Origin of the sequence: Mesorhizobium loti (genome assembly GCA_014189435.1) — a bacterium.
Lineage (GTDB): Bacteria > Pseudomonadota > Alphaproteobacteria > Rhizobiales > Rhizobiaceae > Mesorhizobium > Mesorhizobium loti_G.
The window spans coordinates 903901-918473 of sequence record CP050293.1 but is presented as its reverse complement, the minus strand read 5'-3'; the positions used below and the strand labels follow the sequence as shown (position 1 = coordinate 918473).

Sequence of the window (14573 nt, the reverse complement as noted above, 5' to 3'; positions counted from 1 at the left end):
GAGATGGAGATGGTCGTTGTCGCTCCACCCGCTCCCGGCAGGCTCGAGGACCTGAGGCGACGCTTCTTCGCGACGCCGCTTCAGGCGGTGGTGTCTCTGGCCTGCCTGACGATCATGGTCTTCCTGCTCTGGAAGCTCCTGAATTGGGCGGTTTTCTCGGCTGTCTTCACGATCAGCGGCGGGCCGGAAGCTTGCCAGGCGGCAGCGGGAGCCTGCTGGTCGGTCATCGCAGCGAGATGGCGCATCATCTTCTTCGGCCTCTATCCCTACGAAGAACAATGGCGCTCGGCGCTGGCCTGCGTCGCCGTGGTGGTAATGACGGTGTTGAGCTGTATCCCGGCATTCTGGACGGGCCGCCGGATCGCGTTGATATGGGGAGCCGGAACAGGTCTTTTCTACATGCTGATGAAAGGCGGCGTGCTTGGTCTTGCCCATGTCGGCGAGGAAGCCTGGGGCGGGCTGGCATTGACCCTGTTCATCTTCGTGACCACCTGCCTGATCGGTTTCCCCTTAGCGATCTGCCTGGCTTTGCTGCGCCGGTCGGAACTGCCCTGGATTTCCCGGACCACCGGCCTCATCATCGACGGGGTCCGGTCGCTTCCGCTGATATCGATCCTCTTCACATTCGCCGTGGTTCTGCCGTTCGCGCTGCCGCAATGGCTGCAGGGCGACAAGCTTTACCGCGTGATCCTCGGCTCGGCCCTGTTCTTCTCGGCCTATCAGGCGGAGATCGTGAGAGGCGGCATGCAGGGCGTTGCGACAGGACAGGAAGAGGCTGCCATGGCGCTTGGCATGCGCTATTGGCAACGCATCAGCCGCATCCTTCTGCCTCAGGCCATGCGCAACGCGATGCCGGCGACCATCAACCAGTTCGTCATCTCGTTCAAGGAGACTTCGCTGGTGGTCATCGTCGGCTTCTTCGAGATCCTGGCGTCCGGCAATGCCGCCTACGGCACCGGCGAATGGCGTTTCGCCTATGTCGAAGTCTATGCCTTCATCGCCTTCATCTACTTCATCTTCGTCTTCAGCCTGTCCCGCTATGGCGCCTTTCTCGAGCGCCGCATGTCGGTCAGCGAACGCTAAGGAGGCCTGCAGATGATCTCGACCAATTCGACCGATGAGCCGGCGCTCCGCATCGAAAACCTCGACAAATATTACGGCACGTTCCACGCGCTGCGCGGGATAAACCTTTCCGTCCAGCGGGGCGAAAAAATCGTCGTCTGCGGTCCCTCCGGCTCCGGCAAGTCGACCATGATCCGCTGCATCAACCGCCTCGAGCAGCACAATGGCGGCCGCATCGTCGTGCTCGGCACCGAACTCAACGACGATGTCGGCAACATCGACGAGATCAGGCGCGAAGTCGGGATGGTGTTCCAGCACTTCAACCTGTTTCCGCACATGACGGTGCTGGAGAACTGCATGATCTCCCCGATGATCGTGCGCAAACAGCCGCGGGCGCAAGCCGAGGCGACCGCCCGGCGCTATCTGGAAAAGGTGCGCATTCCCGAGCAGGCCATGAAATATCCCAGCCAATTGTCCGGCGGTCAGCAGCAGCGCGTTGCGATTGCGCGTGCTCTTTGCATGCAGCCGCAGATCATGCTGTTCGACGAACCGACTTCGGCGCTCGATCCGGAAATGGTCTCCGAAGTGCTCGACGTCATGGTGACGCTTGCCTCCGAGGGCATGACGATGATCTGCGTGACGCATGAGATGGGCTTTGCGCGTCGCGTGGCGGACCGGGTGCTTTTCATGGACGGCGGCGAGATCCTCGAAGAAGCGCCTCCGGACGAGTTCTTCACCTCTTCCCGCAACGAGCGCACTCGACAATTCCTGTCGCAGGTGCTGGGTCATTGATTGGAAGCAACGATCCGGGACGTGTCGCACGGCACGCCCTCAGCTAACTCGGGTAAATCAATGACCGATCCTGCTACCGCGCTGCACGAGATTCTCGGGCCGAAAGGCTGGCTTTCGGGCGGGGATGCCGAGCCCTACCAGCGCGATTGGCTCAATCGCTACGGCGTCGCACCTCTTGGCGTTGCCAGGCCCGCGAATACGTCGGAGGTTGCCAGTGTCGTCAAGCTATGCCGCGAGGCAGGGCTGGCGGTGGTGCCACAAGGCGGGAACACCGGGCTTTGCGGCGCCGCTGTCGCCGAGCAGCCGAATGCGGTGATCGTCTCGCTTTCACGCATGACGGCGATCGGCAAACCGGATCTGGACAGCGGATCGATCGTTGTCGAGGCGGGTGTCGTGCTGGCCGCGCTGCACGAGGCGCTCGAACCTGATGGCCTGATGTTTCCCATGCATCTGGGCGCCGAAGGCAGCGCCAGGATCGGCGGCCTGATCGGCACCAATGCCGGCGGCAGCCAGGCTTTCCGATACGGCATGATGCAGGATCTCGTTCTGGGTCTCGAAGTCGTGACGCCTGATGGCGGTATTTGGGATGGACTGCGCGCGGTGCAGAAGGACAATGCCGGCTATCAGTTGCGCAAGCTGTTCTGTGGTGCTGAAGGCACGCTCGGCATCGTCACGCGCGCGATCCTGCGGCTCTACCCCAAGCCTCGGCAGCAAGCGAGCGCCCTTCTGGTCCTGCCCGACTTTGCCGCCGCCGTTTCGTTCGGCGCCTTCCTGCGCGGCGAGGCCGGGGAATTCCTGACTGGTCTCGAATTCTTCTCCGATGTCGGCCTGCGACTGGCGCTCAAGCACTTGCCCGATCTTGCCTACCAACTGGAGACACGGGGCGACGTCTATCTGCTGGTCGAACTGGCATCGGGATCGTCACGCGTTCCCCTGGACGAAATCCTGGCTTCGGCTCTGGAATGGGGCATGGAACAGAGCCTGGTCAGCGACGGCGCGCTGGCGGCGACGGGTGCGCATCGGGAACAATTCTGGCGGCTACGCGAAGAGCAGCCGGAGGGACAAAGGCTGGAAGGCGAGCAGCTCAAGCACGACATCTCGGTGCCATCAGGTGCGATCGCTCGTTTCGTCGAGGCAGGTGCGAAGATCTGCGGCGGCATTCTTCCCGGCGTGCGGATAAACCCGTTCGGGCACCTCGGCGACGGAAACATCCACTACAATTTGTCTCCGCCCGAAGGCCGTGCCGATTTCGACGGCAAGGCCGAGCTGTTCGCCGAGGCGCTGTCATCTCTCGCCACGCAGATGGGCGGCAGCTTTGCGGCCGAGCATGGGCTTGGCCGGGCCAAGGTCGCCATGGCCGACCGCAATCGCGGCCTGGTGGAGCGAGAGCTCATGGCGCGCCTCAAGGCTGCGTTCGATCCGCTGGGCACGATGAACCCGGGCGTCCTGGTGCGCGTCTCCCAGTAAAGAAAAACTTTCGAATAGACGGCATTTCTTGGTTTCGTCTCGATCCGGCAGCGTGCACGTATGAACCCGAAGGGCAGGCTCGGTTGGCTTGCCGCCTGAATGAAGGATGTCGAAGCATGATCCGCAATGGCGGTCGCCTCCTTGTCGAGTGCCTGATCGCGCTCGGCGCGACCAAGAGTTTCGGTGTGCCGGGCGAAAGCTACCTGGCCGTGCTGGATGCGCTGCACGACACTCATGGCAAGCTGGACTACGTGCTGTGCCGCAACGAAGGCGGTGCGGCATTCATGGCCTCTGCCTATGGCAAGCTGACGGGCTCGCCAGGCCTTTGCTTCGTAACCCGTGGCCCAGGCGCAACCAATGCGTCCATCGGCGTGCACACGGCGATGCAGGACAGTTCGCCGATGATCGTCTTCGTCGGCCAAGTCGGCACCGACATGCGCGGCCGCGAAGCGTTCCAGGAAATCGACTACCGCGCCGTGTTCGGCACGATGGCGAAATGGGCTGTCGAAATCGACGATGTCGAGCGCCTGCCGGAAATCGTTGCCCGTGCCTGGACCACGGCGCTCACCGGGCGGCCCGGCCCAGTGGTGATCGCCCTGCCCGAGGACATGCTGACGACGCTGACCGATGTCGCGGCACTCAGCGGACCGGCCAGGATGTTCGAGGCCGCGGCCGATGCGGACGCGCTGGCCGAGGCCCGGTCCATGCTGGCCGCCTCCCGCAGGCCGGTCATCCTGATCGGCGGCGCCAACTGGTCCGCTGACGGGCGTGCCGCGCTCCAGGCTTTCGCCGAAACTTCCGACATTCCGGTGGTCGCGGCGTTCCGTTTCCAGGATCAATTCGACAATGACTCGCCGGTCTTCGTCGGCGAGGCTGGTGTCGGCATGGTCCCGCATGTCAAGAAGCTGATCCGCGATGCCGATGTGATCCTGGCGATCAATGTGCGTTTTGGCGAGATGACCACGGATGGCTACACGCTCCTGTCCGTGCCCGAGCCGAAGCAGAAGCTGATCCACGTGCACGGTTCGGATCGCGAGATCGGCAAGATCTATGTGCCCGCGATCGGCATCCATTCCGGCCCGAACGCCTTCGCCAAGGCGCTCTCGCCGGTCAAGGGCGACTGGGCCGCGTGGCGGTCGCAGGCGCGCCAAAGCTATGAGGGCACATTCGAGGCGCCGGCCCAGCCGGGTCCTGTCGACATGGTCGAGGTCAGCCGCTGGCTGCGCGAGGCGCTGCCCGCCGACGTCATCCTCACCAATGGTGCCGGCAATTTCACCGTCTGGCCAAACAAGTTCTTCAAGTTCGGGCCGAAGGCACGGCTGCTGGCGCCGCAATCCGGGGCGATGGGCTACGGCCTGCCGGCGGCCATCGCCGCCAAGGTGGCCTTTCCCTCACGCACGGTGGTCTGCTTTGCCGGCGACGGCGATTTCCAGATGAACTGCCAGGAACTCGGGACGGCGATGCAGGCCGGCGCGCAGCCGATCGTCCTCATCCTGAACAACGGCATCTACGGCACCATCCGCGCGCATCAGGAGCGGCACTATCCGGCGCGCGTGTCGGGAACCAACATCGAGAACCCGGATTTCGTCGGCATCGCCCGGGCCTATGGCTTCCATGCCGAGCGGGTCGGCGCGACCAGCGATTTCGCCGGCGCTTTCGGCAGGGCGCTGGCATCCGCGACCGGCGCGGTCCTGGAGCTGGATATTTCCCCGGAAGCGATCACGCCGCGTCAGACCCTTTCCCAAATGCGCGACGCAGCGCTCGCTTCGCAGAAGGCCAACGCATGACCAGTACGGCAAATGACATCCGTCTCGGCGCGGATATCGGCGGCACGTTCACCGATATCGCGGTCGATGTGCGCGGCACGATCTTTTCGACCAAGATCCTGACCAATTATGCCGCCCCCGAGCAGGCCATCCTCGACGGGATCGAGATCGTCGTGCGCGACGCCGGCATCACGCTGGCCGACCTCGACATCGTCATCCACGGCACCACGCTGGCGACCAACGCGCTCATCGAGCGGCGCGGCGCCAAGACGGCGCTGGTCACCACCGAAGGGTTTCGCGATGTCATCGAGATGCGCACGGAAAACCGGTTCGAACAGTATGATTTGAACCTGAAACTGCCGCCGCCGCTGATCCCGCGCGAGCATCGCTATACTGTGAAGGGGCGCATCGGCGCGGACGGGCAGGAATTGCAGCCGCTGGACGAAGCAGCGCTCGACGAGATCGCCGACAGCATTGCCGCCGGCGGCTTCGGCGCCGTCGCCATCGGCTTCATCCATTCCTACATGGACCCGGTGCATGAACGGCGAGCGCGAGAGATCCTCGCTGCGAAGCTGGACATACCGATTTCCATCAGCGCCGAGGTCTCGCCGCAGATGCGCGAGTTCGAACGCTTCAACACGGTTTGCGCCAATGCCTATGTGCGGCCGCAGATGGCCGACTATCTGGTGCGCCTCCAGGTGCGGCTGAAGGAGATGGGGGCGAACTGCCCGGTGTTCATGATCCACTCGGGCGGCGGCCTGATCTCGGTGGAAACAGCGTCCGAATTTCCGGTGCGCCTGGTCGAGTCCGGCCCGGCCGGCGGCGCGATCTTCGCGGCCGACGTGGCGCGGCGCTTCGATCTCGACTCCGTCGTCTCCTACGACATGGGCGGAACGACCGCGAAGATCTGCCTGATCGAGGATTATTCGCCGCGCACCGCGCGGACCTTCGAGGTTGCCCGCACCTATCGCTTCTGCAAGGGCTCCGGCATGCCGATCTCGATCCCGGTGATCGAAATGATCGAAATCGGCGCCGGCGGCGGCTCAATCGCCTGGGTCGACGCCATGGGGCGCATCCAGACCGGCCCGGAAAGTGCCGGGTCCGAACCCGGTCCCGCCTGTTACGGACGCGGCGGCAGTCGCCCGGCCATCACCGATGCCGACCTGGTGCTGGGCAAGCTCGATCCCGACAATTTCGCCGGCGGCGCCATCAGGCTGGACACCGAGGCATCCGAGCAGGCGATCACCCGCGATGTCGGCACCCGACTTTCGCTCAATTCCGTTTCCGCCGCCTTCGGCATCTGCGAGGTCGTCGACGAGAACATGGCCAATGCCGCCCGCGTCCATGCGGTGGAAAACGGCAAGAACATCTCCGACAATGTCATGATCGCCTTTGGCGGCGCCGCGCCCCTGCATGCGGCGCGGCTGTGCGAAAAGCTTGGCGTCGAACAGTGCCTTGTTCCGCAAGGCGCCGGCGTCGGCTCGGCCATCGGCTTCCTCAAGGCGCCGTTCGGCTATGAGGCGCTGGCTTCCAAGCTGATGCGTCTGTCGCGCTTCGATGCATGCGAGGTGAATACGCTGCTCGACGGGCTGAAGGCGACCGCCGAGAGCTTCGTGCGGGCCGGCACAAACAGTGCCATCACCCGCGAGATCACCGCCTTCATGCGCTATGCGGGCCAGGGTTGGGAAATCCCGGTGCCGCTGCCCGACAGGGCGTTCAAGCCCGGTGACGAGGCAGGCGTCAAGGACGCCTTCCGGGACAATTACGCGCGCTTCTTCGGCCGCGCCATCGATGGACTCGACGGGTTGGAAATCGAGATCGTCACCTGGTCGGTCAAGGCGCAGGACGTGCGGCCGGCCCCCGCCAGGCACGAGATCACCATGGGGACCAGAACTGTCGCCGCTTCGCAGACGCGCGGCGTTTTCGATCCGGCGACCGGAACCGTGCAGATTTCAGCCATCATCGAACGCGCTGACCTCTCGCCGGGGGATCGCATCAGCGGCCCGGCGGTGATCGTCGAGCGCGAGACGTCGACGGTCGTCACCACTCTCTTCGATGCCGTGCTGCAGAGCGACGGTTCGATCCTCCTGATCCGCAAAGGGGTCCAGGCATGAGCGACATCTTGGAAATCCGCATGCAGGTGATGTGGAATCGCCTGATCTCGGTGGTCGAGGAGCAGGCGCTGACCCTGTTGCGCACGGCCTTCTCCACATCGGTGCGTGAATCGGGCGACCTGTCGGCCGGCGTGTTCAATCCGCGCGGCGAGATGCTGGCGCAAGCGGTGACCGGCACGCCCGGGCATGTGAACACCATGGCCGAGGCCGTGCTGCAGTTCATGAACGAGATCCCGCGCGAGGAGATGTACGAGGGTGACACCTATGTCACCAACGATCCCTGGAAAGGCACGGGCCATCTGCACGACATCACCATGGTCTCGCCTTCGTTCCTCAACGGCGAACTGGTGGCGTTTTTTGCCTGCACCGCGCATGTGGTCGACGTCGGCGGCCGCGGCTTCGGCGCCGACGGCAAGTCGGTCTACGAGGAAGGCATCCAGATCCCGATCATGAAGTTCGCCGAACGCGGCAAGGTGAACCTCGATCTGGTGAAGATCCTGCGCGCCAATGTGCGCGAGCCGAACCAGGTTGTCGGCGACTTCTATTCGCTGGCCGCCTGCAACGAGGTCGGCCACCGTCGCCTGGTCGACATGATGAAGGAGATCGGTCTGGCATCGCTGGACAGGCTGGGAGAGTTCATCTTCACGCGCACCCACGACGCGACGCTGGAGCGCATCAAGGCACTGCCGAAAGGCACCTGGTCGAACGAACTGGTGACCGACGGCTACGACACGCCGGTCAAGCTGGTGGCCGCCGTCTCGATCGGCGACGACCATCTGAACGTCGACTTCTCCGGCACCGATCCGACAAGCCGATGGGGCATCAACGTTCCGATCATCTACAGCAAGGCCTATGCCTGCTACGCCCTGAAATGCGTGGTGGCGCCGGAGATCCCAAACAATGCGGCCTCGCTTGCTCTGTTCACCATATCGTCGCCGACCAACATCCTGAACGCCCCGCGGCCGGCGCCGGTGTCGCTGCGCCACGTCATCGGCCATATGGTGCCCGATCTGGTGCTGGGCGCGCTGGCCAAGGCACTGCCGGGCCAGATCCTGGCCGAAGGCGCGGCGGCACTGTGGAACATCCACATCTCGGTCAGGCCGGTCGCCGGTGGCGACGGGCGTCGCGCCGAGGTGCTGATGTTCAATTCCGGCGGCATGGGCGCACGCCCTACGCTAGACGGGCTTTCCGCCACGGCCTTTCCGTCCGGGGTCCATACGATGCCGATCGAGGCGACCGAACACACCGGGCCGATCGTCATCTGGCGCAAGGAACTGCGTCCCGATTCGGGCGGCGACGGTGAATTTCGCGGCGGCCTCGGCCAGATCCTCGAAATCGCGGCCACCGAAGGCCACGAGTTCGACTTCTCCGCCATGTTCGACCGGGTCAAACATCCAGCCAAGGGCCGCGATGGCGGCGAGGACGGGATTGCCGGCATCGTCAGGCTCGACGACGGCACGCTGATGCGCCCCAAGGGCTGGCAGCACGTCCCCGAAGGGCGTCGTCTGGTTCTGGAACTTCCCGGCGGTGGCGGCTATGGCGATCCGGCCAAGCGCAGTACGGAGGCGCGGGCACAGGACGTGTCCAGGGGCTATGTTTCGGAGAAAAGCCGATGAGCTACATTGCTTCGCGCCTGTCCGTGGTCAAGCCGTCGGCATCGATGGCGGCCTCGCAGGCCGCCAAGGCGCTACGGGCCAAAGGCGTCGACGTCATCGACCTTGGCCTTGGCGAGCCTGATTTTCCGACGCCTGCCCACATAATCGAAGCGGCGCACGCGGCCGCAAAGGCCGGCCAGACCCTCTACACCGCCGCGGCCGGCTCGCCGGAAGTGCGCGAGGCCGTGGCCGGGAAGTTCAGGCGCGAGAACGGACTGGACTACACGGCCGACGACATCGTCGTTGCCAACGGCGCCAAGCAGATCATCTTCAACGCGCTGATGGCGACGCTGGAACCTGGCGACGAGGCCATCCTGCCCGCGCCCTATTTCGTGTCCTATCCCGAGATGGTGAAGCTGCTTGGCGGCACGCCCGTCACGGTCGAATGCGGGGAAAGCGGCGGCTTCAGGCTGACGCCCGAGTTGCTTGAAAGGGCGATCACGCCGAGAACCAAATGGCTGTTCCTGAACATGCCCGGCAATCCATCCGGCGCGGTCTACTCAGCCGACGATCTCAAGGCGCTTGGCGCCGTCCTTGCCAGGCATCCGCAGGTGCTCATCCTGTCCGACGAGATCTATGAGCACATCATCTTCGACAGCCGCGAATTCGTATCCTTCGGCAAGGCCTGCCCAGACCTGAAGGACCGCAGCCTGATCGTCAACGGTGTCGCCAAGGCCTATGCGATGACCGGCTGGCGTGTCGGCTACGCGGCTGGCCCGGCGCCACTGGTCAAGGCGATGTCGACCATTCAGAGCCAGTCGGTCACTTCGGTCTGCTCGATCGCCCAGGCGGCGACGGTCGCCGCGCTGAATGGCCCGCAGGACGAGGTGACCCGTTTCCGCGAGGCATTCGAGGCGCGCAGGAATTTGGTGGTCGATGGCATAAGGCGTATCAACGGCCTGACGCTGCCGCCGCCGGAAGGCGCCTTCTATGCCTATATCGGCTGCGCCAGCCTGATCGGCCGCAAGACACCCAAAGGCGTCGTGCTGGAGGACGATACGGCGGTGGCGACCTATCTCCTGAACGAAGGCCGCGTGGCATCGGTGCCAGGTGCTGTCTATGGACTTTCACCCTATTTCCGCATCTCCACCGCCACCAGCGAGGAGGTGCTTGCCGAGGCGATCGCGCGGATCAACACTGCCGTCGCACAAGTGGAGTAGACCATGCCGCATTACGAACGCATCCTGATCACCGGCGCCGCCGGCCGGCTCGGCTCGGAACTGCGAAAGGGACTGGTGCCGCTGGCAAGAACGATCCGCCTCGCGGGCCGCGAACCGTTCGGCGAGCTTGCTCCTCACGAGGAAGAAGCCGTCTTCGATCTCGCTGACATGGAAGCGACGATCGCGGCCACCAAGGACTGCGACGCGATCGTGCATTTCGGCGGCGCGCCGCTTGAATGCGCATGGCAGACGATCCTGGACTCCAGTATTCGCGGCTCCTACCACATCTACGAAGGCGCCCGGAAACACGGCGTGAAGCGCGTCATCTATGCTTCCTCGGTGCATGCCATCGGCTACCATGAAGTCGAGGCGCATATCGGCGTCGACGCGCCGGTGCGCCCCGACAGCCTCTACGGCGTGTCGAAGAATTTCGTCGAGAGCCTGAGCCGGCTCTACTGGGACAAGTTCGGCATCGAGACTGCGTGCCTGCGCATCTTCTCGTCCTTTCCCGAACCGGCCGACCGCCGCATGTTGTGGTCGTACCTCTCCTTCGCCGACTGCGTGCGCCTGGTCGAGGCCGCGCTGACCGCGCCGCGCGTCGGCCACACGATCTCCTTCGGCATTTCAGACAACAAGCTGAAGATGGTCGACAACAGTGGCGCTGACCATATCGGATTTATTCCGCAAGACAGTGCCGAGCCGTTCCGCGCGGCGGTGGAGGCGAGGACGCCGGTTCCCGATCCGAAGGCACCCTCGGTGAAGTATCTGGGCGGCTGGTTTTGCGAACTCGGTCACCCGGACGACAAGCCGGCATAAGGTCAAGGAGCGGGACAGCCCTCGCGGCTCGCCGTGGAACTCGGTTCGCCTAGAGAAAACGCGACGACTCGAGAAGCTCGGCCACGCCGTCCAGTTCCTTGTGCAGGCGATGCCAGCGACGGTCGAGATAGACCAGCGAATGCGCCTCCGGAGGGACCTCGTCCGGCTGCACTTCGCCGTCCAGAAGCTCGGCCGCGACCAGCGTAGCGCCCTCGATCGGCAGGACGCCGAGCCGGCGGGCGCGGAACCAGGTCGAAACGCCGGTATAGCGCGGCTCGCCCGTGGGCAGACGCGCCCAGGCGCCCCCTGGCGGGAAGCGTTCTGCGCCACTCGAGGCGCAGAGTTGCGCCAGGTCGATATCGGTGAAGCGCAGCAGGTGGATCACCATGGTCTCGGCTCGCAGCAAGGGCTCGGACGAGGTCGATTTCATCGATAGCGAGAAGGCGACGACCGGCGGCGCGGCACTTACCGAGATCAGCGAAGACACGGTCATCGCCACCGGTCTGTCGCCGGGATCGGCCGTGATCACGGCCACACCGGCCGGGTGGTGGCGAAAGGCTTCGCGGAAGGCGTTGGTCATCGGATGCGGGAAGCTCATCGACATCTCTCTTCTGCAGCATAAAAAGGAGGGGCCGGACGGCGTCCGCTGTCCGGCCCTCGCGACTACTTCTTCTCGATCAGGTCGTAGAACTGCCAGGTGCGGTCGCTCCACAGGCCGCCGATGTCGCGGCCGGCCGAGGTGACGATCGACGGCGCAATCGTGAAGTGGTTGGCCGCCACCATCATCTCGCGGAAGGTGCGCTGGATCGCACCGGCGCGCAGCGACGCGCCGCCGCCGGCGCGATAGGCGAAATTGCAGATATCGACGCCAACCTCGTGAATCTCGGACTTGGCCAGATGGACAAGGCTGATCTGCCGCGTCGATACGCTGTTGCCGGCTTCGACTGTCGCCTCGATGTCGCGCCAGACTTCGAAGACAAAGGCGCGGGCAGCGCGATAGCGGGCTTCGGCGCGGCCATAGTCGTGCCAGAACTTCTCGCTTTCGCCGATCAGTCCGGCGCGGCCTGACTTCGAGCGGGCGAACTTGGCGATCTCGTCCAGCATCCGCCGCCCGGTGCCGAGCGCCCAGCCGGTATGGCCGATGGCAGCGAGGCCAACGACCCCGAGACTGAAGAACTCCTTCTGGCGCAGCGGCGGTGCGGTCAGGATCGGGAAGACGAGATCGTCGGCGATGAAGACATCCTCGGCCGCATAGTCGATGCTGCCGGTGCCGCCGAGGCCCAGGACGTCCCAATTGCCGAGCTGCTTGTGCTGGGAGATCGGGGCATGGGCGCACATGATAATCAAATTGCCCTTGTCGTCCTTGGCGGGCTTGCCGGTGCCGTCGTCGACGAAGGCGGCACTGTGGCTATAGGTGGCGTGGCTGAAGCCGCTGCCATAGCTCCACTTGCCGTTCAGCCGGTAACCACCGTCGACCTTCTTCAGCATGCCGAGCGGCGCGCCCTGCCCCGAGAAACGGTTGTCGGTGCCCGGCGCGAACAGCCGCTCGACCGCGCTGTCCGGCAGAAAGGCCGCCGACATCGCACCGATGCAGCAATGCACCATTGAAACCCAGCCGGCCGCTCCCGAATACCAGGTGATCGTCTCCAGCAGTTCGAGACCCTGGGTGGGTCGCAACTGCGCGCCGCCGAGGCTCTCCGCGGCGAAGATATGCGACATGCGCAGCGGCTTCAGCAGCTCGAACGTGGCCGCAGTCAGTTCGCCGCTCACTTCGTCGGCGGTGGCGTTGGCTTCCAGGGCCGGCCCGATCTCCGCGATCTTCTTCAGCAGGTCGCGGTAGTCGGTGGTCGTCCCCCACGAGCTGTGCTTGATGGGCTTGTTCATTGTCTTCTCCTCCTTTTTCAAATGCGGTCAGCCGGCGAGGAAGTCGCCGATCTTCCTGAGCGTTTCGGGTTTTTCCTGCATGACGAAATGGCCGGCGTCCTCGACCAGGACCAGCCGTGCGTTAGGCAGCGCCTCGACGAAGAGCGGCGCCTGGCTCGCCGGCAGCAGACGGTCCTTGGTGCCCCAGACGACCAGCGTCTGGTTGGTGATGCGTGCCAGGAAGCGCCGCAGGTTCGGATGGCCCATGCCGAATGGTGTCAGCAGCCGGCCGAGCGTTTCGCCTTCGCGGGCGCGATCGGCGCCGAAGGCCTCCGCAAAGGCGGGGTCCGATCCATCCGGGAAATAACGCAGCGCCACCGAGACATCATGCGCCAGATAGGCCGGCAGCTCCTGCGGTGCGACCGCGCCTAGATCGGTGGCCGGGTGCGCGGGATCGTTGAGCCCTGCCGGCGCGATCAGCACCACCTTGTCGAAGCGTTCGCGTGCAAGGCCGGCGAGTTCGGTCGCCATCCAGCCGCCCATGGAAAAGCCGATGAGGTGAGGCTTCTCCGGCAGGTCCAGAATATCGAGCAGGTTCAGGTAGTGCAGAACCATGTCGGACATCACGGCCACATGCGGCGCAGCGCCTGAAAAGCCGAAGCCCGGATGGCTCGGGCAGAGCACGCGGAAACGGTCGGCGAGGCCTTCGGCAAAGTCGAAGCCTTCAAGCGTCGATGCGCCGTGCAGGAACAGCACGGGCTTGCCCTCGCCGATGGCCTTCACCACCGTTTTCGTGCCGCCGACATCGTATTCGAGCGTTTCGAATTGAACGGCCATTTTCATTTCTCCTCAGACAAGGTCCGGCTGGATCAGCACTTTGCATTGCGTCGTGCGGCGGCGAAGGCTCTCGAATATCTGCGGAACCGGCGGAAGATCGATCCGATCGGTGATCAGCGCCTGCGGCGCGAAAGGTCCGCCGCGCAGGGCATCGAGGGCGACGCCGAATTCGTTGCGCTGGTGGAAGAAGACAGAAAACAGCAGGTTCACTTCCTTCATCAGCGCAACGAACGGGTCCCATTGGTCGCCGCCGATGCACAGGCCAACGCCGACCACCGTGCCCTGCGGCCGGACGGCCTTGACCGCCGCATCAATGAGGCCGCGCTTGCCGACGCATTCGAAGACGATATCGGGCGCCCCGCCGCAAAGGTCGGCGAGATTCTCCGCCAGCCTTTCGTCGGAAAGCGCGACGTCGGTCGCACCGAGAGCAAGCGCTCGCTCGCGCTGATGGCCGTGAATGTCGGCGACGACCACGCGCGACGCCCCCATCCGCCGGGCCCAGAAGGCGACGAGCAGGCCGATCGGTCCGGCGCCAAGGATGGCGATCCGGTCTCCCGGCTTCATGCCCGAGCGGATGATGCAATGCAGCGCGACCGAGAGCGGTTCGGCCAACGCACCATCCTCGAGCGCCACGTCGTCGGGCAGGATATGGCACTGGCGTGCGGCGACGGTCGCGTATTGCGCATAGCCGCCGCCGATCAGCTCCATCTCGCGACAGCGCCCCGGATCGCCTCGCCCGCAGGCCTCGCAGTGTCCACAGCCGCGCATCGGCACGACAGCCACGCGGTCGCCGATCCGAAGGCCCGTTGCCTCCGACCCGACCGCGACGATGTCGCCTGCGAATTCGTGGCCAAGGACGAAGCCGCTTCCGATGCCGAAGGGCACCGGATCCTCGGTGATGTGAAGGTCGCTGCCACAGATGCCGCAGGCGGCGACACGCAAGACGACCTCGTCGGGTGCCGGCGTCGGATCCGGCACCATGCCGATCCGCAGCGGGCTGCCGACCGTATCGAAGATGGCCGCTTTCATGAAATCCTCCCT

At 64.7% G+C, this 14573-nt stretch carries 12 protein-coding genes; 8 read left to right on the top strand and 4 right to left on the bottom strand.

From position 1 onward, the window contains the following. Positions 1–3 precede the first annotated feature (3 nt). The 8 genes from HB777_04380 (at position 4) to HB777_04345 (ending at position 10832) form a co-directional block, all read left to right on the top strand. Positions 4–1083, top strand: coding sequence for an amino acid ABC transporter permease (locus HB777_04380; GenBank protein QND63235.1), 1080 nt, complete (start codon positions 4–6; stop codon positions 1081–1083). Positions 1084–1095: 12 nt separating this feature from the next. Then, positions 1096–1854: an amino acid ABC transporter ATP-binding protein gene (locus HB777_04375; GenBank protein QND63234.1), complete on the top strand. Its 759-nt coding sequence runs from the start codon at positions 1096–1098 to the stop codon at positions 1852–1854. Between the two features lie 60 nt (positions 1855–1914). Next, entirely contained in the window at positions 1915–3321 is a 1407-nt protein-coding gene (locus HB777_04370) for an FAD-binding oxidoreductase (protein QND63233.1), read from the top strand. 116 nt (positions 3322–3437) lie between these two features. Next, positions 3438–5108 carry a thiamine pyrophosphate-binding protein gene (locus tag HB777_04365; protein ID QND63232.1) on the top strand — a complete coding sequence of 557 codons (1671 nt, stop codon included), beginning with the start codon at positions 3438–3440 and terminating at the stop codon, positions 5106–5108. Further along, positions 5105–7201, top strand: a complete 2097-nt coding sequence (locus HB777_04360; protein QND63231.1) for a hydantoinase/oxoprolinase family protein — start codon at positions 5105–5107, stop codon at positions 7199–7201. Before HB777_04365 ends, HB777_04360 begins: the two co-directional genes overlap by 4 nt. Further along, on the top strand, positions 7198–8817 hold the full coding sequence (locus tag HB777_04355) for a hydantoinase B/oxoprolinase family protein (GenBank protein QND63230.1): 1620 nt from the start codon (positions 7198–7200) through the stop codon (positions 8815–8817). Before HB777_04360 ends, HB777_04355 begins: the two co-directional genes overlap by 4 nt. After that, entirely contained in the window at positions 8814–10016 is a 1203-nt protein-coding gene (locus HB777_04350; protein ID QND63229.1) for a pyridoxal phosphate-dependent aminotransferase, read from the top strand. The genes HB777_04355 and HB777_04350 overlap by 4 nt, the downstream gene beginning before the upstream one ends. A 3-nt stretch (positions 10017–10019) precedes the next feature. Next, on the top strand, positions 10020–10832 hold the full coding sequence (locus HB777_04345) for an NAD(P)-dependent oxidoreductase (GenBank protein QND63228.1): 813 nt from the start codon (positions 10020–10022) through the stop codon (positions 10830–10832). Between the two features lie 49 nt (positions 10833–10881). Here HB777_04345 and HB777_04340 read toward each other — a convergent pair whose 3' ends face one another. The 4 genes from HB777_04340 to HB777_04325 all read right to left on the bottom strand — a co-directional run bounded on the left by HB777_04340 (position 10882) and on the right by HB777_04325 (position 14561). Further along, the gene (locus tag HB777_04340; protein QND63227.1) at positions 10882–11430 is read right to left on the bottom strand and encodes a flavin reductase; all 549 of its coding nucleotides are present in this window, start codon (positions 11428–11430) and stop codon (positions 10882–10884) included. Positions 11431–11495: 65 nt separating this feature from the next. Continuing rightward, on the bottom strand, positions 11496–12716 hold the full coding sequence (locus HB777_04335; protein QND63226.1) for an acyl-CoA dehydrogenase: 1221 nt from the start codon (positions 12714–12716) through the stop codon (positions 11496–11498). Between the two features lie 27 nt (positions 12717–12743). Further along, on the bottom strand, positions 12744–13532 hold the full coding sequence (locus HB777_04330; GenBank protein QND63225.1) for an alpha/beta hydrolase: 789 nt from the start codon (positions 13530–13532) through the stop codon (positions 12744–12746). A gap of 12 nt (positions 13533–13544) precedes the next feature. Then, complete coding sequence (locus tag HB777_04325; GenBank protein ID QND63224.1) at positions 13545–14561, bottom strand: alcohol dehydrogenase catalytic domain-containing protein; 1017 nt, start codon at positions 14559–14561, stop codon at positions 13545–13547. Positions 14562–14573: the final 12 nt, after the last annotated feature.

What these genes read in the sequence shown, in the direction of transcription:
- HB777_04380 (QND63235.1), top strand. Translation starts at nt 4, where the DNA reads ATGGAGATGGTCGTTGTCGCTCCACCCGCTCCCGGCAGGCTCGAGGAC.
- HB777_04375 (QND63234.1), top strand. Translation starts at nt 1,096, where the DNA reads ATGATCTCGACCAATTCGACCGATGAGCCGGCGCTCCGCATCGAAAAC.
- HB777_04370 (QND63233.1), top strand. Translation starts at nt 1,915, where the DNA reads ATGACCGATCCTGCTACCGCGCTGCACGAGATTCTCGGGCCGAAAGGC.
- HB777_04365 (QND63232.1), top strand. Translation starts at nt 3,438, where the DNA reads ATGATCCGCAATGGCGGTCGCCTCCTTGTCGAGTGCCTGATCGCGCTC.
- HB777_04360 (QND63231.1), top strand. Translation starts at nt 5,105, where the DNA reads ATGACCAGTACGGCAAATGACATCCGTCTCGGCGCGGATATCGGCGGC.
- HB777_04355 (QND63230.1), top strand. Translation starts at nt 7,198, where the DNA reads ATGAGCGACATCTTGGAAATCCGCATGCAGGTGATGTGGAATCGCCTG.
- HB777_04350 (QND63229.1), top strand. Translation starts at nt 8,814, where the DNA reads ATGAGCTACATTGCTTCGCGCCTGTCCGTGGTCAAGCCGTCGGCATCG.
- HB777_04345 (QND63228.1), top strand. Translation starts at nt 10,020, where the DNA reads ATGCCGCATTACGAACGCATCCTGATCACCGGCGCCGCCGGCCGGCTC.
- HB777_04340 (QND63227.1), bottom strand. Translation starts at nt 11,430, where the DNA reads ATGAGCTTCCCGCATCCGATGACCAACGCCTTCCGCGAAGCCTTTCGC.
- HB777_04335 (QND63226.1), bottom strand. Translation starts at nt 12,716, where the DNA reads ATGAACAAGCCCATCAAGCACAGCTCGTGGGGGACGACCACCGACTAC.
- HB777_04330 (QND63225.1), bottom strand. Translation starts at nt 13,532, where the DNA reads ATGGCCGTTCAATTCGAAACGCTCGAATACGATGTCGGCGGCACGAAA.
- HB777_04325 (QND63224.1), bottom strand. Translation starts at nt 14,561, where the DNA reads ATGAAAGCGGCCATCTTCGATACGGTCGGCAGCCCGCTGCGGATCGGC.